This is a genomic window from Cytobacillus sp. MT66 (assembly GCF_058792595.1).
Window position 1 is genome coordinate 119,614 of sequence record NZ_JBXAFB010000003.1, and the last position, 18,043, is coordinate 137,656.

The window sequence follows — 18,043 nt, forward strand, 5'->3', positions numbered from 1 at the left end:
TCTATAATATATTACAAATTAATCAACTAGTATTTTTATTAAATCCCAAGTCAATTAAAATGCAAAAATCCCCTGCTTTCTCTCCTAAAGCTGGGGATATTTTGAGTAAGAAAGAACCTATTGGCCTCTGATTGCTATTTGACGATTACTTTTCCAACCATTCCTTCTTGGTAATGGTACTTGCATATCAGTTCATATGTTCCGGGCTGTTTTGGTTCCACCGTAATAATTTTTTCTTTTCCTGGCTGAACCTCGGTGTCAATTCCCAGCTTACTCACTGTGAAGGTGTGGACTTTCACCCCTTTGTTTTTCAATATCAGCTTTGTAGTTGTTCCAGCCGGGATCGTTATGTCTTTCGGATTAAAGTAATCATCGTTTAATTCAACCTCCGTCGATTTCACCGTCTCCATAGGCGCAGTGACAGCGCCGGATTCAGCAAAGACGTCTAGTGAGCCTGCCGTGCTCACAAATACAATCATCGCTAGAAAAACTGCCAATCCTGTTAAACACTTTTTCACAAACAATCGTAATCCCTCCTTTCTTATACTTTATTTTTTCCAATTCATAAGGTCTTATCACTTAAATGGGAATTTAATGTACCAATTAATATATCTAAATTAACTGTAATATCAGATGAAACCTGATTACTAAATGAATCAACATCTGTTTTTTCTGCGTTCCAAGAAAGAGGTGACATTTGAACTAAATTAATTCGTTCTGCTTTATTCAATCTTTTTGTATAACATAGATTAAGAACATCTATTAACTTGAAATGTCTTTTAAATAGCTCTACCGTATCGTCATTTTTGTAAGTTACTTTTGCTGTGTCTTCGAAAAATACTTCTCGTATTTCTTTCAAATAGCCCGGGCGCGGGACCACCTTGATGACAAGGCCATTCGGTACTAATATTCTTTTAAATTCCTTGTAATTTGATGGCGATAAAATATTTAGAATGAGATGAAACGATTGATCTTCTAATGGTGATTTAGCTAAATCACCTACAAGCCAAATGGGTTCTTGATATTTCTTGGCGGCCATTACAATGCCATCCTTTGAAATATCCAATCCAACCCCTGTTATTGCTGTATTCCTGCATTCATCTAGAATCTTGTGTAAGTGTGAACCTTCACCGCATCCCGCATCAAGAATTAAAAAGGGAAATGTTGGATGCTCATCAAAATATCCCTTTATAACTTTAGAAATTTTGTTATGAAGTAATGTGTATAAGTTACTTTCCATAATGATTTTCTGCCTTGCATCAAATAACTTTTTATCATAGTGACTTTTAGAAGGATGAGTCATTAAGTTTACATATCCTTGCTTAGCAAAATCGAAAGTATGATTTTTTGTACATTTCAAGCTTTTTGAATCAATAACCTGAAGAGGACCCTTACAGTGTGGACATCTAAATGCTTCTACAAATTCTTTAAAAACTTCGATGCTCTTTATTTTTTTAGTCATGTTTTTCTTCCTTTCAGATAATAAAAAAATCACAGGCGATCTGCCTGTGATTTCAGAGTAAAGGGAAGAAGACCCATCCTTATTGGGTTTGAGCTGATAGAAGCCGTCCTCAAATAAACCTTCCTTTTGAGAAACAATAGAAGGTAAATTAGACAAAAATAAAGAAAGGCAGAGTTATCAGCCTTTCTTAACATTACATATTTTTACTATCACTGCACGACGATAGTTTAAGAAAACACATGGTAAATTTGCTGATTAGGCAAAAAATGTGTTTTTATAATATGAAATGAAGATTATTAAAAAAGGACAGACTAATCCCGTTTACTCTGTATACACAAAACAGAGTCTTTGAACGTATTTAATTACTGGTTCAAAGTTGGGAATCGTAGTCTCATATAATGTGTCATTTTTTAATAATCCTCCTATAAATATCAAAGTACAGTGATTATTATAGATTCTCTCTTAAAAAAAGTCAAAGTTAATAATACTAATTAACACATCCTAAAAATAAATATTCATAGAAAAAAGCACCTATATAGGTGCCTTTAAGTTAACTGCATGGTTGTAATACAAGTACCGTCATCCTTAGAAGTTGAGATTTCTGATTCTGATACTTTTCCATCGTACGTAATCTTTACTTGGTATGATTTATCTCTTGGGAGCCATAAATCGAAAAACCCATTAGCTTGTGATTTCACTTTTTCGTCTAAAATCACATTACCTTCCGTATCTTCAATATATACATCAAATTCTTTATCAGCTAATTCACCTTGACAACCTGTCAAGCTATGATTCGTTCAAGGGTGAGTTTGGTCAACATATGGTGCAATAGAAACGAAAAATTCTTCGTCTGATAGGTCATAGACTAATTCGTCTGCATCCTCTTTTTTCACTATCAGTTCATGAGAAGTAATGGAAGCAGTATCACTCTTATTGTTCCCTGCACTGTAATCACTCACTAATTCTTTGATATTATCAATTTCTAACGCGGCCTCGTCATTTGAACCTGTTTGTCCGCAGCCAGCTAATACAATAGAAATAAGTGAAACAGATAAAATCGTTGTTTTTATATTCATCCTTGTTCCACCTCCTTATTTTTAATGACAAACAGAAGTCTATCAAATAAATAAGGAGAAATTATGGAGAAGTAATATGCAAAAACTTAAATTACATTTTTAATAGCCAAAAAGCACCCTAAAGCGCATAATACACCACAGAATCAACTTTTCCCTTTAAAATATACCCTTTTTACCTATTTAACCAACTTATACATTAAGACATCATCTACGTATTCATGATCACTAAATTTAAACTCTTTTACTTTACGCCCTTCTTCGACAAACCCCAGTTTTTTATATAAGTCTATGGCTCTGGAGTTTGTGGAAAATGTGGCTAATGAGACCTTTTCGATTACTGGATGCTGTGTGGCCCATGAAAGGATCTCATTGATTAAAAGCTTGCCGATTCCCTTATTTCGATGGTCTTTCTGAAGCATGATGGCGATGGAACCTGTATGGTGCATCCTCTTCCTCTCTTGTGACAGGAACACAATCCAGCCTGCAACTTTTCCATTTATGTCTGCAACAAACATCGTTTCCCTTTCATGCTCGATTATCTTTTTTATCCATTCCTCGTGCTCTTTTACTGTTTTATTGAACTCTTCTGAAACCGCTATAAAATAATTCTTTTCACGAATGACTTCACGATGAATATCAAGTACCGCTTGGGCATCTTTAATTAGAGCCTTCCGAATCATCACTTTTTCCTGTGCTGACATGCTTTCACCCCTCTACCTTATAGGGTTCATATTATACTACCATTTCACGGATGATAAGAATTTTTTACATTTTTCTCATTCCTAAAAGATAATAATGTTTAAAATCATAACCCCATTAATGCGCAAAAGCTGCCATCAATATGGCAGCTTTCAAAATATATTAATAGTTTTTAGTTTCCTATATATAGACAGAAGGTCTGACAAAAGATTGGTTATTGGGGCCTCAAAAAATGCTCCATTTTTTTAACTACATAGTCACTAATAAAGATTCCTATATTTTTCACTTCTTGTTCGACATATTCATCCTCTATACCAAACATTCGATAGACTTGAACAAGTATGTCGGGCTTTTCAGCTAATTTTTTCCCTTTAGCGATTCCCATTTCGGTCATGGTAATAATGCCATAGCGCTCAAATAGGATCAGGTTTCTTTCATCGAGTCTTTTCGCCATTTTTGACACAGAGGATGCCGTGACATTCATTAATTTAGCTAATTCTAAAATTCGGGCATACCCATTTTTCATCACCGAATGATAAATTTCATATAGGTATCTTTCCTCAACTGGTGAGTTCATCGGTTAAGTCACTCTACCTTCGTATTGATCTTTTCCTTTACAAGGAAGCATTTTTTAATGCGAATATATTCGTCATTATCAATAATCCCAAGAACTTTAAACAGAAAAGAGTAGGTGAGAATTTTCCTTTGGATGCGTATACTTGGCTTCATGTTTTGACCTCCTCTTTCTTAACAACTGATGGCCGAAGCCGATTGGCCAGCATTCCATGTTTGGGGGAAAAGATAAAGCTGAGCAAAAACACAATCCCTGTTGAAAATGCCATCGATCCAGAAATGGAAGAATCAATCCAAAGAGCAAAGTAATAGCCCATGACCGCTGACAATATTCCGAAAAAGCTACTTAATACCAGCATTAGGGAAAGCCGGTCTGTCCAGAGGTAGGCAGAAGCTGCTGGTACAATCAGCATAGCAACCACCATGATGGCCCCTACAGCATCAAACGCAGCGACGGTTGTAACGGAAACAAGCGTCATAAATACATAGTGCAGCAGCAGGACAGGAATCCCAAGACTAGCCGCTAAGGCAGGGTCAAAAGAAGTGATTTTCCATTCCTTATAAAATAGTCCAAGGACCAGAATAACTAAAAGCAGGACAAACAGTAAGATGAAAGTGGCAATAGGGGCCTCTCCAATAACGGGGATAATCATCACATTTAATGGAATAAAAGAAATTTCCCCCATTAAGGCGTGCTGGACATCCAGATGGACATTTCCTGTCTTGGTGGCAATTAAGATGACGCCAATGGCGAAAAGAGTTGTAAATACTACACCAATTGAGGCATCCTGCGGGACATTCCTTGAATGAAACCATTGAACAAGAAATGTAGTCAAAATCCCTGTTAAAACAGCTCCAATCAGCATGTAAATTCCACTTAAAGTATGTGTCAGTAAATAGGCGACTACAATTCCAAGGAGGACAGTATGACTAATAGCATCAGCCATCATGGCCATTTTTCTTAGAATTAAGAAAACACCAGCCAAACCACATGATACGCCAACAAGGGCAGCTGTAAGGAGTATCCATAACGTATAGGTCATTGCTTTCCCTCCTTTGCCACAAAAGGTTCGACCAGTTTTTGATTGATCTCTGTTTTCTTGTTCCGAAGCATCAAATATTCTATGACAAGACCTTTTTTCAAGCCGAAAAACAAGGAAATCAAGAATATGACCGCTGATGTCGTGACAATAAACGGACCCGTTGGCCAGCCTGAACCAAGCGAACTAATCGTGGTGCCAATTGCCCCTGAACCGCCGCCAAATATAGCAGATAGCCACATCATCCTCTTAAACGAATGTGTCCAATAACGGGCACTTACTGGAGGAATAATAATTAAGGCCGACATCAGGATGACACCAGCTGCCTGAATGCCAATCACGATAGTAAGCACAAGAAGACTTAAATAAAGGATATTCATCCCTTTTAGGGGAAGATTTAGCCCTTTAGCAAATTCAGGATCAAACAAAAACAGCTTCCATTCTTTAAATCCCAAAAAGACAATGAAAATGATTAGTAAAGCAAGGAGTGACATCAGTGTTACATCTTTTTCAACCATAGAGGCTGCCTGACCAAAGATAAAACTGTCCAGCCCTGCCTGATTTCCATTGCCGCTTCGATTTACCATCGTCAATAGAACAATGCCGCCTCCAAAAAAAACCGCTAAAATCATGCCCATCGCAGTATCTTCAGTAATTCTTGAAGACGATTTAATCGTTTGAATGAGAAAAGCTCCAAAAAGGGCACTTAGACCGGCTCCAACAATTAAAACAAAGAAGTTTTTTTCCTGAAAAATCATAAAAGCGATAACGATGCCAGGAAGGGCGGCATGGGATAGGGCATCACTCATTAGGCTTTGACGTTTCCAATAGGCCAAGCACCCAATGAATCCTGAAGCCATACCAAGCAGCATCGTACTTAATAATACCCACTGAAAGTTACTGCTTAATAGGATTGGCATATCCGATTCCCTCCTTCAGCCAGCGAATAGTTCCTCCATACGTTTTTTCAATATTTTCGGCTGTAAATTCTGAGTCCGTCTTGCCATGTGCAATAACTGTACGGTTTAAAAATAAGACATGATCAAAATAATCCATTACAGTCTGCAAATCATGGTGCACAACCAATACAGTTTTCCCTTCTGTTTTTAATTGTCTTAATATAGCCATTATGGCACGTTCTGTTGAGGCATCAACACCTGCAAGGGGTTCATCCATGAAATATAAATCTGCCTCCTGGATAAGTGCTCTCGCCAAAAAGACACGCTGCTGCTGTCCACCCGAAAGTTCACTGATTTGCCTTTGAGCATAGGCAGCCATCCCCACTTTTTCAAGCGCCTCCAAAGCTTTTTGCCGATGAATTTTATTCGGCCACTTTAGCCAGCCAATTTGGCCGTACATTCCCATCATGACGACATCTAATGCATTTGTCGGGAAATCCCAATCAACAGACCCTCGCTGCGGAACATATCCTACCCGTGTTTTCACCTGTTTCAAAGGTGAACCAAAGAATGATATCGAACCAGATAAGCTTGGATGTAATCCAAGTAATGCTTTTATTAATGTTGATTTTCCCGCCCCATTAGGTCCAACGATACTCGTAAGCGATCCTGGCTGAATAGAAAACGATACATCATTAAGAACTGTATTTTTCCGATAGGATGCACACATTCCTTTCACATCCAACACATTCATTGTTTTTTAGCCCCTCCTGTCAGTGCCTGATAAACTGTATTGACATTGTGACGGTACATTCCAAGATATGTCCCTTCTTCAGTTCCTTTTGTACCCATAGCATCAGAAAATAGCTCTCCGCCTAAAGTGACCTCGAGTCCTTCTTTAGATGCACCATCAATCACTGCTTGAATCGAATTTTGATTAATACTGCTTTCAACAAACACAGCTGGAACCTGTTTTTCAATAAGTAATTTTACTGTGGATTGAATATCAGAAAGTCCGACTTCATCTTCGGTGCTCAAGCCTTGTAAACCAATCACCTCAATATCATACATCCGGCCAAAATACCCAAATGCATCATGCGCTGTAACAAGCACACGCTGCTTTTCTGGAATACTCGTAATTTTTTCAACAGCTTCGTTTTTCAACTCATCTAACTTAGAAAAATACACCTGTTTGTTTTCATCAAAATAATCAGCATTCTCTGGTGAAAGTTTCTTTAACTCCTCTACTGCAACATTTAGCGCCTCTTTCCATAGATCAATATCAAACCAGATATGCGGATCAATGGCACCATCTTCATCCATCAATAATTTTTCTTTGTCCAAGGACTCACCAAGACCCATTGTTGTCTTGGTTTCACTCATTTTTGCAAAGATCTCCCCCATATTCCCTTCAAGATGAAGACCACTGTAAAGAATGATGTCTGCATTCTGTAATTTGTTAATGTCTCCCTGTGTCGCTTTGTATAAATGAGGATCAACCCCTGGACCCATCAAGCTTTTCACTTCAACCCGGTCTCCACCAATCACTTCAATAGGCTCACCGATTTGGGAAATTGTTGTTACAATTTGTATGCGATCTGAATCAATGTCACTAGTCATCGTATCTGAGCTGCAAGCCCCCAATAAAAATATCGCCGCGGCAATCACCACAATACAAGTTTTTTTAATCCACCTTTTCATTTTCTTCCTCCACTTTTTAAAAATTGGACTAAGGACAACCTTTTTACTTAATATAAAAAAGTTTCCTTAATGCAAATTTAATGGTCTGGGAGAAAATTGTCAAGATAGTTTTCTGTATTTTTAAAATTTTAGGCTTTAAGTCTTTCCAGCTGGTTAATGCCATATGAAACCATGGATAAGCTGGAATATATTGGTCTTGCATTTTCACTTTAAAAAACGATTTTCCGTTTATGAAACAGAAAAAATCCTGCATATTTAATACACAGGATTTTTATTCTGACTTATTTATAAATGTGGAGATTATATTTAAACTCAATTAATTTATTTCCATGCCAGCCCTTCGTATATTGAAATCAGCTTTTACCTTGATCTCCATTTCCTTAAAGACATTTGACCATTGTTCGTCTGTATTGACTTCCCTTTCCCAATAGCCCGCGTATTTTGCTTTTACTCTTGCTCCAAGCCCAAATATATCTGAACCTTTTTCTTGAAGTTTTTTCACTAATTCGCTGCAGATTTCTTCTGCCTTTTTATTAGCCGCTAGTTCGACCTTTTTTAAAGTATCACTATCAAGCTTGCTGTCATTTGTCTTTTCCTCAATGGCCGCTTCCACCTTTATATTAATAAAGGCCATCGGCTTGCCATCTCTAATTTCTACAGCCGTTTTTGACTTTCTTTTTAGAGATTTAATCAAATATACTCCTTCTTCATCTTCTATAGAAACAATAATGGAATAACCGCCTGGACTTTTTTCCTTCATACCCATGTAGGCACCGATCTCACCCGGTGTAGTCCTCCCTACCATCTTATCTCCCTTAAAAAAAGCCATCCCATCGATCAAAAGCCTGTCATTACCCATTACCTTTACCGCTGGGAGCGTTGCATCAACTCCGTCATCCGATAGATCAATCCAAAACTTTCCCATGTATTCTCTTGGCAATTTGCCAAAACGTACAGCGTTATCTAATGTATCCGAAAGATAAAGAGAAGGGACTGTTTCAATAGGTGGGGCTGCTTTTAATACCTTAGAAGCATCTTTATCATCAATAATCATCCACGCTGTTCTTCGCACTTCAGGATCTCGTCTCAGAAAGTCATTAATTTCCGATACACCTTTTTCCGATACCTCTCTGGAAACTACAATAATTTGCAAATGACCTAAATAGAGTTTTTCAGCAAGCTGCTGCTGCAGGTTTGCCATGGCATCATTCATCGTATGTCCGAATGTTTTAATAATCCATGCCGTTTTTTCTGATCCTTCTCCACCCCCGCCCTCGGGCCCTAACTTAATCTTGCCTGGGACGGCAACTTGAGCTGTTATCTTGTAAAATTGGCCTGTTTTCCCCCCAGGAAAGTGGTTTAGCCGATGTGTAACCTCGGGCTCTTTCTCTATCTCATCCTCATCTGCTAAATCAATGGCCAATCCTAAAATATTGGCTCTCTCTTCTAATTCATACCGATCCCAGCAGCCAGTTAATATTAGTGAGGAGATAATCATGTACAAATAAACACAAGATTTTCTCACACTGATACCCCTCCCTTATTGCGGATTTTGGCTACGACCAATAGAAGAACAGGGTAAAAAACGGTTAAGAAAATCCCATAGAACGTTACCTGTAAAATAAAATCATACATCTGGTAAATATCCTGCGGGAATATTGCAATGATAAAAGTTACGGGAAATCCAACTAGGGAGATGATCCGATCATGCCTGAACCGAAAAAGCTCACCAATGCCTCTAACAAATACAAAGTAATAGGACAGAAGGGTAGTGAATACCCCATAAATCCATGATATAAGCAAAAGGGCATCAATTCGGGCTAAAATTTCCAAAGGAACCTGAATCATTCTTCCAAGAACTAAAGTTGGCCAAAACATTTGCTTCATTTCTTCTTCTCCAAAAACGCCTAGGGACATGATGACGATAACTACCACAAAGAAACTGCCAATCCAAAATCCGAAAATGCCACTTTTTATACACTTTTTCGGGTCCTTCATAAAGGGAATGACCATCGAGATGACAAAAAAGTTTAAAATGGCCTGTGTAACCACTAGTCCCCCACTCATAAATTCCTTAAATGAAGAATTATGTCCAATTATCGGAAATAAATGATAGGTCTCAATATCCCAAAAGGCAGAAATCAAGACGATTGTTATAGGAAGCAAAATGAGTGGCATATAGAAAAAATGAATATATGCAAATGTAGCCACATTTTGCAAGCTTGCCGCGGCACAGAGCAAGATCATCATGGAGATAGTTATTTGTATAGGCGTATTCGGAAGAAGCGCACCTGCTACCACTTCTGCGAATTGGCGTGTTTCAAGTCCCATTAGAATAGCAAAAAAGAGGATGATGAGCACATTTATGAATCTTCCCAAAGGCTTTCCTAAAATGGTTTCATTGTACCCGATGATTGTCTTTTCAGGAAATCTCTTTCCTAATAGAACAACTGCCAGCAGCCCAATAAAGGCAATGATTGCTCCAACGAGACTTGCCAGTGGTGAACCTGAGCCGGATCCGTCTACAACAAATTTAGAAAAAGCTAACATGGACACACCAAGCATCGTGCTTATAATAATAGATGCTAGTTGGATAGGTGTTATATGTTCTCTATGTTTATGCATCAGACTTTCCTCCTTCATTATCTTGAAGGGTGTTAGCTGATCCCTTTTTCACCCCGCTAGCTACTCTTGTTACATCTTGTGGATGTAATTGGGCAGGCCGTTCCTTTAACCATCGAAGGGGTGCACGAATGACGGAATCTTTAAATCCCTGCAAGTTCCCCGGTGAAACGGGAGCCAGGTAAGGAATGCCAAAAGAACGCAATGACAGCATGTGATTGATGATAAACATAAGTCCTACAGAAAGACCTAAAAGTCCAAACATCCCTGATAGGATAATAAGAGGGAAGCGTAACATTCGAAAGGCTGTTGCTGCGTTGTAAGAGGGTGTAGCAAATGAGCCTATCGTAGACATCGCAATAATAACCACCGTAATAGGGCTAACAAAACCTGCCATAACCGCGGCTTGACCAATGACTAGGACACCAACGATAGACAAAGCGCCACCAACCTGCTGCGGCATTCGTACGGTTGCTTCCCGTAAGATCTCCATTGAAACTTCCATAACCAATACTTCAACCACAACAGGGAACGGTACGCCCGCCCGTCCACTAGAAGCAGCCACCACAAATTTCGCAGGAATCAGCTCTGGATGAAACGACAAAATGGTTATGTAAAAGGATGAAAAGGTCAAAGCAAAAATAAGGGCAACAAATCGAATGATACGGACTAGTGAAGCTACCAGCCAGCGATCATTATAATCTTCACTTGTATGATAAAACTGATTAAAGATAGCGGGAACAATTAATGCAAAAGGCGAGCCATCGACTAAAATCACGACCCTGCCTTCTAAAAGGTTGCCAACTGCTTTATCAGGCCGTTCCGTGTTTTGTATTTGCGGGAATGGAGAGCGAGGATTATCTTGAATAAGCTGTTCAATGTACCCAGCATCTAAAATACGATCAATGCAGATGTCATTAACTCTTCTTTTAACCTCATTGACCAATTCTTTACTTGCAAGATTATCCAAGTAACAAACCGATATTTTCGTTTTTGTTGTCTTCCCGGCCACCATTGGTTCCACTCTGAATTCAGGCACTGGCAGCCGATAACGAAGAAGGTAGATATTTGTTTGTATTTGTTCGATAAATCCTTCTCTTGGTCCACGAACGACCCGTTCTGTTTCAGGCTGTTCAATTCCCCGTTTTTCCGGCTTGTAGGTATCAAGAAGTAAAGCTTCTTCTGCCCCATCGATGAAAATTACCGTTTTTCCCCGCAGCAGCGCATTTATTACTGATTGCATTTCTTCTGCTGTTTCACCGGCACAATGATATAAGACATCATCAAGCAGCCATTGCAGGAAATCTTTCTTCCTACTTTCTTGTTTTTTATCTAATGTGAGGGGCGTGAAATCTGCTATTGGATCTTGCCTTTTTTCCTGCAAAGGACGAATAATATCCCTATTGATTTTATCTGTATCCACTATAGTACTAATAAATAAAGCCTCAGCAGTGATTGTTCCACAGAGCTGAAACTTTCTTGAAATAAAATCAGAGTCGTTTTGAAAAATATTCTTCACATCAGCTACATTATCATTGATGCCTTTCTTGAGTTTCTTATTGTTTAAGCTGTCCCTGGCATCGTTTAAAGGCCATTTCCCTTTTTGATTTTCATTTTTTATATGCTTTTTCCTGAAAATCAAAGCTCCCCCTCCTTTTTTAGAGTGAATGTCTATTATGTATTTTGAATTTTTTTTACGTGCATTGATTTGTTTGTTAAAAACTAATATTTGCGAAGCTAAGTATTTTTATTTAATACCCGTGCCCAAAATATAGAAAATAGGAAAAAGGATGGTGCGGTGAGTAAAATGGACTATTTTTTAAAGGAAGTCTGCAATTGAGGAGTCTTGCAGAGAATTATTTGTTAAAGGTTATTTAGGGATTTTAGAGGATTGAATTTTGGATTTGTGCTTATGTGCAAGTGTGATAGGAATAGGTGATACTTAATTTTTTTTGTGGGAAGATAACGGGGATTAAGCCTGTGGAAGATCTCATTAAAGTGTCCGAATCAGCCCTCGTTTCTGACTCGATCGAGGGTTTTTCAGCTTGTCCTGTCAGAAGCAATTCTCGATTTAACTACATCCATACATTATTCAAGCCAAGCTGATTCCCTTTCTCTTAGCAATTTACTTTTTAAACTGATTCATAGTAATGTTAATCATCCAAATAATAACAGATAAAACCATGATGTATGTGGTTAAATAACTGACAATCTCCATATCATTTCTCCCCATCCCTTTTTTCTTCAAATCCACTTTGGGATTCATTTCTTTGTTATTGCCATTATAGACAAGCATTTTTTAAAAAGTTGTCGATTTATTGGGGAATGAACCATTCTTAATTAAATTGTTAACTTTCTATTAAAAATGTAATCAAAAATTTTTATAGATTTAGCTAAGATCATTTGCTAGAGAGGAAATTGGCGCAAAGGCATAAAAAAGAAGACAACCCTTTTTTATTTTATTAAAATTGTGATAATATATGCTTTGGGCAAATTTTACGAAAGTAAAAGACGCAAAGCCACGGGCCTAAAACGTTCAAGTCATGGCAGCCGGGTTGCCAAGAGCTATCTTGTATATGGGAACAGCATTCTCTTTCTAATTTGCCTACTATCTAATTAAGAGGGAGAAATAATGATTTATTTACCGACCGTTTTCGATGATGAAACAAAGAAAAGACACATTGTAATGGATCAAAATCGGTGCTTATGCGGAATTAAATATAATGCATTTGCTACATTTACCCGAAATGACCTTAAAAAAATTCGATTTAAACCTGAAGTTGATATTAATTGCCCCACATGCAGATCCATCATTGAATAATTGATGGATCTTTATGTATTTGTACTTACATATTACTAACTGCACTATTGTCTAGTCCCACACCTGTATATATTCTTCTTCTGCCCAAAGTAAGATAGTCAGGCCCCTAATTCTGATTCCTGGAATAAACTGCATTGAAGTTTGATTTCAGGGAGATGAATAGGGATTGGAAAAGATGAGCAGCATGGAGCCAGGGGAGTTATGCCAGGAGTTCGCTGATATTCTTGGGGCCACTCCGGGAGTTGTAAATGGTGTGTGTACAGCAACAAGATCACGGACAAATCTTCACCCAACAGTCTTAGGCAGAAGAGCAGAATCCTTCATGTTTGTCCCGCAGGCGTTTTCTTTTGAGAATCAGGACAAAGATGGGAAAGCCTTATGCCTTGGTGAAACCGTCATTCTGCAGGATGAGATTAACCCATTTCTAACCTGTCTAAGGGAAAATGATATTATTGTGACGGCGATTCATAATCACTGGCTGTTTGATGACCCGCGCCTGATGTACATGCATTTTGAAAAAATAGAAGAACCGCTCGAATTTGCCAGGAAGGTTAAAAGGGCTTTAGACTTGCTGACAACAAGAACCATTGGACGTCCGGGCCGGTCAAATCGTATGGCAAACAGACGCGGCGGGGATGTTTGTGAGGAGTTTAATAGAATACTAGATGGAGAAATGCATACCTTTGATAATGGCGTTTGCACCGTCATGAAATCACGGCATAATATCATGCCCCGTGTACTTGGAAGACGAGGAAAGTCATTTTTGTTAATCCCGCAAATGTTTGTTTTTGAATCGATGACATCAGATGGAAGAGCTCTTTGCAGCGGAGAATCAGTTATATTAGAAGAGGAATTTAACCCATTAGCCAGCAGGCTGCGCGAGCATGATATTTTTGTAACTGCATTCCATAATCACTGGCTATTTGATAAGCCTAAATTAATGTATATACACTTTGTAAAAATAGATCAGCCTCTGCAATTTGCTGAAGATGTGGCTGATTCCTTTCAAGTGCTGCAAAAAAATAAGATCAGACCATAATTCTGCGGGGCTATCCAGAAACAGTTTTGACTATTCTTCTGGAGCCCCTTTTTCATTATATTACCGGAAGTGCAGCGAAATTAAACCTCGTATTCTATCATGGTTGCAGACGGTTTCTTAAGCAGCTCCAGCAGCTGATCGAGCACCTTTCGTCTTGTCTCAAAATCAAATGGTTCCCCGCAAGGTCTGCCCAGCTTAAAGGGGACATGTAAAACTCTTGGGACACCCACCTTTTCTGTAATTTCAGGTAATATGGTAACCATTGCTGTGACAATTCCCGCATTCTCTAAAGCCCGAGCATACAGCCCGAGTACATTGTGGCAGGCTCCTCAGCCAGGCACCAGCAGGGCGGCATCCACATTCTCCATTTTCAATCGTTCGATCACCTTTGGAATAGATTCGGCTTCAACAAGAGCTGTATTCAAAATGCCTCCGTTCAATCCAATGTTCGCGTCTGCAACCGAACCGATAACCCCTTCTTCCGCCAAGGAGTTTAGCTGTTTGAGCGGAAAAACAATAGAAGGGTCGATCTTTGCAGATTTTGTATCATAATAAATATGTGTAACCGTAAGATCCTCTTCCTCCGTGTTAGAAGGAATGATTCGGATCGTATGATCTCCCGCAGGATTATCGACATTAAAGGGTGTATCCGATTTTAAATGAACCCCTGCTGTTGTAAGCAAGGCAACATTACATTCACTGAGGGGCTTTGTTAATGTCGTTTCAGGACAATCTTCATGCTGATTCACATGCTTTAAGGTGAAATGATTATATGCTTTTAGGAAATAACTTGAAAAGGCAACCGCTAGTTTTGACTTTATTCTTGTCGTTCGCTTCATTAAATTCCACCTCCTTTTTGCACGAGTCATTTGGATTCCATCCTTTTTAAATCAAAAGCATTCAACATTTATCGCGCCATACTAATAGGTATTATCGACTTCACTCTGGGATACCTTTTTTAGTTCATGTTCCTTCTTTTATTCTTGTGTGATACAAAAATAAATCAAAGATGCTCCAATAATGGCGGCCAGTACCAAAACCATTACTTAGGGAGTAGCAGACTACAGTTACTTTATCCCCTGTATGCATTCTGTAATTCTGCAAGATTAAGTTTCTTCATTTTAAGTGTGGCCTGACTAACACAAGCAATTTGTTCTGGTGTGCTCTTGCTGCTCATCATATCGTTCATTTCTCTTGGCACAATCTGCCAGGACAAACCATACTTATCCTTCATCCATCCGCATTGCTCGGACTCAGGAACTGCAGAAAGATTATCCCAGTATTCATCAATCTCCTCTTGTGTGTCGCAATATAGCATAAATGAGATGGCTTCATTAAAATCGAACTTATGATCTCTTGCGCTATCCATGGCGGTAAACCACTGATTCTCTAAGCAGAATTCAGAAAACATTATGGTTCCTTCTTTGTCAGGTTCCATGCCTTGAGGGTAACGGGCAATCATACCTAGCTTCGAGTTGTTAAATACGGATACATAAAATTGAATAGCCTCTTCCGCTTTGCCGGATTTATCACCGACAAACATTAGCGACGGTATGATCGCAGGCCGCTCTTCCCCTTCTGGATTGGTCAGAATCAACTGCCACGACAAACCAAATTTATCTTGAATCCACCCGTATTTTTCACTAAAAGGATACTGGCCAAATGGCATGATTACAGTGCCACCCTCAGACAATTTGTTCCAAACCTCTTTTATTTTTTCACTCGCGTCTTTTTCCCGCGATGGGTCAAAATTAACCATGAAAGACACTGATGGATTAAATGTGAAAAAAGGTCCTGCATTGATCGCCATAAACTTCTGACCGCACAATTCAAAAGAAACTAATTCTGCATCACCTGATGGTGTGTTCTGCAGTGTTATTACATCCGTAATTCTTGAATCTGGAAATATGGAAGCATAAAAATCTGCTGCTTCATTAGCTTCCTTATCAAACCATAAGTGTGGAACGATGTTCTGATTGGTTTTTATCACCCTAATTCCTCCTTGGAATACTTTTCATTTATTTTATTGTCTATCCTGCTTTATTCCATTCAACAATTAATTCAAGAATTCCTTTTGCTGTTGCTGCTTAAAATTACAAAAGTATAAGTGCAGCCTGTCCTGATAAAAAAGGGCTGTATTAGAAAGTCATTTTGCTAACTTCCTAAACAGCCCTTTTCATCTTATCTCTACTGTCTTGTTCTTGCTTGCCGTTTATTCTTCATATAAGTGATAATGGCTGGAAGTACAGAAACAAAGATAATCAATAAGATCACAGTTGAAAAATTTTCCTTAATTATTGGGATATTGCCGAACAAATAGCCTAACATTGTACATAGGCCAACCCAAAGAATGGCACCAGCAATATTGTAAGTAAGGAAATATCGATAATGCATTCGACTAGCACCAGCAACAAATGGAACAAACGTCCGAATAAAAGGCATAAAACGAGCTATGACAATTGTTTTAGCTCCATGTTTATTGAAGAAGGCCTCTGCTTTCTCCATTTTTTCTTGATTAATCATTTTGCCAATCCAGCTATTATGCGGAATGGATGTCCCAATCTTCTTCCCAATATGATAATTCACCGTATCACCTAACACGGCAGCTGCAAAAAAAACTACAAGTAATAAAGGTAAATTGAACGCTCCTACTGCAGCAAAGGCACCACTGGCAAATAATAGGGAATCACCTGGTAAAAACGGAAATATGACAACACCAGTTTCTACAAAGACGATTAAAAATAATATCGCATATGACCAGCCGCCAAATTTATCAATAATCTCGGCAAGATGTTCATCAATATGTAGAATAAAGCTAATGAGTCCTTGAATAATGTCCATAGATATACTCCTCTGCTTTCAACGATAAAAAACCGTTTTGATGCGGATTCTTTTTATATGATCCCATTCAGTCATTATAAAAAAGAGCGAATAGGATCATCCCAGAAATATATTTCCTATTTTATTGTAACTAAAGAGATCATATCTTGCTAATTTAAATAGCTTTTATCTGCCATTATCTTTACTTACAATAGGTCTTTCCGATATGCTTTCCATTTATTAAATTGATAAAGTATTAGCTAGTTTATTGTAAGTCCACTGTATGTTTCTTCTGGAAGGAGGGCTTCAATTCGGCTATTAAGATGGCCACCAAAATGAGCGTTGCCCCGATGATCATTCTCCCGGTCAGTAATTCATGCAAGAAGATGACAGATAAAAGCATCCCGAAAAAGGATTCCATTGATAAAATAATGGCTGCCTTTGTTGCCGTTGTATATTGCATAGCTAGATTTTGGAAAACATAGGCAATGGTTGTTGAAAATAATGCTAAATAAATGATAGAATACCATGCTTCTTTTTCTAAAGCTGCTGGTATATCCCCCTGAATGGCTACTGTCAGGACACTCAGCAAGGAGGCTGTTATGAATTGCATAATTGTCAGGGAAAGGGCATCTTCCTTTTTGACAAACTTATTCGTATAAAATATATCAAAAGCAAAAGCGACTGCACACGCTAGTGATAAGGCATCCCCAATATTGATGGTCATAGAGCCCTTTAATGATAAAAATCCGATGCCAATGATAGCCAGTACTGAGCCGATTATTTCATATCGATCAATTCTTCGCTTATAAATAAAATAAGCAATAATAGGAACAATCACCACATTAACCGCGGTCAAAAAGGCATTCTTAGATGGTGTTGTATACTGCAAACCGACTGTCTGCAGGGCAAAACCGATATATAAAAAGGTACCTAGAAGGGCTCCTTTCCAAACAATTGATTTATTAAACTTTTTAAATTTATAGCCAAATAATATGGAAAGCAGAAGTGTAGCCAAAACAAATCTGCCGGCCATTACTTGAAAAGCGGTTAAATACTCGAGCGCAATGGCTGTAACTACAAATCCGCTCCCCCATACAATTGCTGTAATAAGCAGCATGCCATCGCCGATGTAATGTTTCATTTGTTCTCCTCCTGACTCTCTCTCTAACACACAATAAGATGATTATAAGGCACCGAATGATTTTTTGTTAACATTTTTTTGAATATCACCGTTATTTACATACAAAAAACCGCTTTTTCACTATGAAAAAGCGGTTTACTAATCTAA

At 38.4% G+C, this 18,043-nt stretch carries 21 protein-coding genes and 1 riboswitch; of the genes, 2 read left to right on the plus strand and 19 right to left on the minus strand.

What is annotated here, in order from left to right; all coding sequences use genetic code 11:
- Positions 1-134: 134 nt before the first annotated feature.
- From AC1Q59_RS06525 to AC1Q59_RS06590, 14 genes are all read right to left on the minus strand, one after another.
- The gene (locus tag AC1Q59_RS06525; RefSeq protein ID WP_492364990.1) at positions 135-524 is read right to left on the minus strand and encodes a cupredoxin domain-containing protein; all 390 of its coding nucleotides are present in this window, start codon (positions 522-524) and stop codon (positions 135-137) included.
- 38 nt (positions 525-562) lie between these two features.
- A complete protein-coding gene (locus AC1Q59_RS06530) occupies positions 563-1,462 on the minus strand; it encodes a putative RNA methyltransferase (protein ID WP_492364991.1) in 900 nt (299 codons plus the stop codon).
- 362 nt (positions 1,463-1,824) lie between these two features.
- Positions 1,825-1,869 carry an erythromycin resistance leader peptide gene (locus AC1Q59_RS06535; protein WP_139251780.1) on the minus strand — a complete coding sequence of 15 codons (45 nt, stop codon included), beginning with the start codon at positions 1,867-1,869 and terminating at the stop codon, positions 1,825-1,827.
- A 138-nt stretch (positions 1,870-2,007) separates the two neighbouring features.
- Positions 2,008-2,538 (minus strand): CueP family metal-binding protein, encoded by a 531-nt coding sequence (locus AC1Q59_RS06540; protein WP_492364992.1) that lies wholly within the window; start codon positions 2,536-2,538, stop codon positions 2,008-2,010.
- Between the two features lie 176 nt (positions 2,539-2,714).
- Positions 2,715-3,239: a GNAT family N-acetyltransferase gene (locus AC1Q59_RS06545; protein WP_492364993.1), complete on the minus strand. Its 525-nt coding sequence runs from the start codon at positions 3,237-3,239 to the stop codon at positions 2,715-2,717.
- A gap of 212 nt (positions 3,240-3,451) precedes the next feature.
- Entirely contained in the window at positions 3,452-3,814 is a 363-nt protein-coding gene (locus tag AC1Q59_RS06550) for a metal-dependent transcriptional regulator (RefSeq protein ID WP_492364994.1), read from the minus strand.
- Positions 3,815-3,822: 8 nt separating this feature from the next.
- The gene (locus AC1Q59_RS06555) at positions 3,823-3,966 is read right to left on the minus strand and encodes a hypothetical protein (protein WP_492364995.1); all 144 of its coding nucleotides are present in this window, start codon (positions 3,964-3,966) and stop codon (positions 3,823-3,825) included.
- Entirely contained in the window at positions 3,963-4,853 is an 891-nt protein-coding gene (locus AC1Q59_RS06560) for a metal ABC transporter permease (protein ID WP_492364996.1), read from the minus strand. Before AC1Q59_RS06560 ends, AC1Q59_RS06555 begins: the two co-directional genes overlap by 4 nt.
- A complete protein-coding gene (locus AC1Q59_RS06565; RefSeq protein WP_492364997.1) occupies positions 4,850-5,770 on the minus strand; it encodes a metal ABC transporter permease in 921 nt (306 codons plus the stop codon). Before AC1Q59_RS06565 ends, AC1Q59_RS06560 begins: the two co-directional genes overlap by 4 nt.
- Complete coding sequence (locus AC1Q59_RS06570; RefSeq protein WP_492364998.1) at positions 5,748-6,503, minus strand: metal ABC transporter ATP-binding protein; 756 nt, start codon at positions 6,501-6,503, stop codon at positions 5,748-5,750. The genes AC1Q59_RS06565 and AC1Q59_RS06570 overlap by 23 nt, the downstream gene beginning before the upstream one ends.
- A complete protein-coding gene (locus AC1Q59_RS06575; RefSeq protein ID WP_492364999.1) occupies positions 6,500-7,450 on the minus strand; it encodes a metal ABC transporter solute-binding protein, Zn/Mn family in 951 nt (316 codons plus the stop codon). The genes AC1Q59_RS06570 and AC1Q59_RS06575 overlap by 4 nt, the downstream gene beginning before the upstream one ends.
- 316 nt (positions 7,451-7,766) lie before the next feature.
- Complete coding sequence (locus AC1Q59_RS06580; protein WP_492365000.1) at positions 7,767-8,975, minus strand: Ger(x)C family spore germination protein; 1,209 nt, start codon at positions 8,973-8,975, stop codon at positions 7,767-7,769.
- Positions 8,972-10,075 (minus strand): GerAB/ArcD/ProY family transporter, encoded by a 1,104-nt coding sequence (locus tag AC1Q59_RS06585; RefSeq protein WP_492365001.1) that lies wholly within the window; start codon positions 10,073-10,075, stop codon positions 8,972-8,974. Before AC1Q59_RS06585 ends, AC1Q59_RS06580 begins: the two co-directional genes overlap by 4 nt.
- On the minus strand, positions 10,068-11,714 hold the full coding sequence (locus AC1Q59_RS06590) for a spore germination protein (RefSeq protein WP_492365002.1): 1,647 nt from the start codon (positions 11,712-11,714) through the stop codon (positions 10,068-10,070). Before AC1Q59_RS06590 ends, AC1Q59_RS06585 begins: the two co-directional genes overlap by 8 nt.
- An 836-nt stretch (positions 11,715-12,550) precedes the next feature.
- A riboswitch (cyclic di-GMP riboswitch) is annotated at positions 12,551-12,635 on the plus strand.
- A gap of 69 nt (positions 12,636-12,704) precedes the next feature.
- Between AC1Q59_RS06590 and AC1Q59_RS06595 the strand changes: the two genes are divergently transcribed.
- Together AC1Q59_RS06595 and AC1Q59_RS06600 are read left to right on the plus strand one after the other, a co-directional pair.
- Complete coding sequence (locus AC1Q59_RS06595; RefSeq protein WP_492365003.1) at positions 12,705-12,893, plus strand: hypothetical protein; 189 nt, start codon at positions 12,705-12,707, stop codon at positions 12,891-12,893.
- Between the two features lie 175 nt (positions 12,894-13,068).
- The gene (locus AC1Q59_RS06600; RefSeq protein WP_492365359.1) at positions 13,069-13,932 is read left to right on the plus strand and encodes an LppY/LpqO family protein; all 864 of its coding nucleotides are present in this window, start codon (positions 13,069-13,071) and stop codon (positions 13,930-13,932) included.
- A gap of 80 nt (positions 13,933-14,012) precedes the next feature.
- On the opposite strand, the gene AC1Q59_RS06605 is transcribed toward AC1Q59_RS06600, so the two are convergent.
- From AC1Q59_RS06605 to AC1Q59_RS06625, 5 genes are all read right to left on the minus strand, one after another.
- Entirely contained in the window at positions 14,013-14,195 is a 183-nt protein-coding gene (locus tag AC1Q59_RS06605) for a hypothetical protein (RefSeq protein ID WP_492365004.1), read from the minus strand.
- 66 nt (positions 14,196-14,261) lie between these two features.
- Positions 14,262-14,771 carry a glycine/sarcosine/betaine reductase selenoprotein B family protein gene (locus AC1Q59_RS06610; RefSeq protein ID WP_492365005.1) on the minus strand — a complete coding sequence of 170 codons (510 nt, stop codon included), beginning with the start codon at positions 14,769-14,771 and terminating at the stop codon, positions 14,262-14,264.
- Between the two features lie 233 nt (positions 14,772-15,004).
- A complete protein-coding gene (locus AC1Q59_RS06615) occupies positions 15,005-15,922 on the minus strand; it encodes a VOC family protein (RefSeq protein ID WP_492365006.1) in 918 nt (305 codons plus the stop codon).
- A gap of 197 nt (positions 15,923-16,119) precedes the next feature.
- On the minus strand, positions 16,120-16,773 hold the full coding sequence (locus AC1Q59_RS06620; RefSeq protein WP_492365007.1) for a DedA family protein: 654 nt from the start codon (positions 16,771-16,773) through the stop codon (positions 16,120-16,122).
- A gap of 244 nt (positions 16,774-17,017) precedes the next feature.
- Positions 17,018-17,896, minus strand: a complete 879-nt coding sequence (locus AC1Q59_RS06625; protein WP_492365008.1) for a DMT family transporter — start codon at positions 17,894-17,896, stop codon at positions 17,018-17,020.
- Positions 17,897-18,043 lie beyond the last annotated feature (147 nt).

Bases quoted from the DNA above. Each gene is read 5' to 3' on its own strand.
- AC1Q59_RS06530 (WP_492364991.1), bottom strand. From the start codon at position 1,462: ATGACTAAAAAAATAAAGAGCATCGAAGTTTTTAAAGAATTTGTAGAA.
- AC1Q59_RS06545 (WP_492364993.1), bottom strand. From the start codon at position 3,239: ATGTCAGCACAGGAAAAAGTGATGATTCGGAAGGCTCTAATTAAAGAT.
- AC1Q59_RS06550 (WP_492364994.1), bottom strand. From the start codon at position 3,814: ATGAACTCACCAGTTGAGGAAAGATACCTATATGAAATTTATCATTCG.
- AC1Q59_RS06555 (WP_492364995.1), bottom strand. From the start codon at position 3,966: ATGAAGCCAAGTATACGCATCCAAAGGAAAATTCTCACCTACTCTTTT.
- AC1Q59_RS06560 (WP_492364996.1), bottom strand. From the start codon at position 4,853: ATGACCTATACGTTATGGATACTCCTTACAGCTGCCCTTGTTGGCGTA.
- AC1Q59_RS06565 (WP_492364997.1), bottom strand. From the start codon at position 5,770: ATGCCAATCCTATTAAGCAGTAACTTTCAGTGGGTATTATTAAGTACG.
- AC1Q59_RS06570 (WP_492364998.1), bottom strand. From the start codon at position 6,503: ATGAATGTGTTGGATGTGAAAGGAATGTGTGCATCCTATCGGAAAAAT.
- AC1Q59_RS06575 (WP_492364999.1), bottom strand. From the start codon at position 7,450: ATGAAAAGGTGGATTAAAAAAACTTGTATTGTGGTGATTGCCGCGGCG.
- AC1Q59_RS06585 (WP_492365001.1), bottom strand. From the start codon at position 10,075: ATGCATAAACATAGAGAACATATAACACCTATCCAACTAGCATCTATT.
- AC1Q59_RS06595 (WP_492365003.1), top strand. From the start codon at position 12,705: ATGATTTATTTACCGACCGTTTTCGATGATGAAACAAAGAAAAGACAC.
- AC1Q59_RS06600 (WP_492365359.1), top strand. From the start codon at position 13,069: ATGAGCAGCATGGAGCCAGGGGAGTTATGCCAGGAGTTCGCTGATATT.
- AC1Q59_RS06605 (WP_492365004.1), bottom strand. From the start codon at position 14,195: ATGGTTACCATATTACCTGAAATTACAGAAAAGGTGGGTGTCCCAAGA.
- AC1Q59_RS06610 (WP_492365005.1), bottom strand. From the start codon at position 14,771: ATGAAGCGAACGACAAGAATAAAGTCAAAACTAGCGGTTGCCTTTTCA.
- AC1Q59_RS06620 (WP_492365007.1), bottom strand. From the start codon at position 16,773: ATGGACATTATTCAAGGACTCATTAGCTTTATTCTACATATTGATGAA.
- AC1Q59_RS06625 (WP_492365008.1), bottom strand. From the start codon at position 17,896: ATGAAACATTACATCGGCGATGGCATGCTGCTTATTACAGCAATTGTA.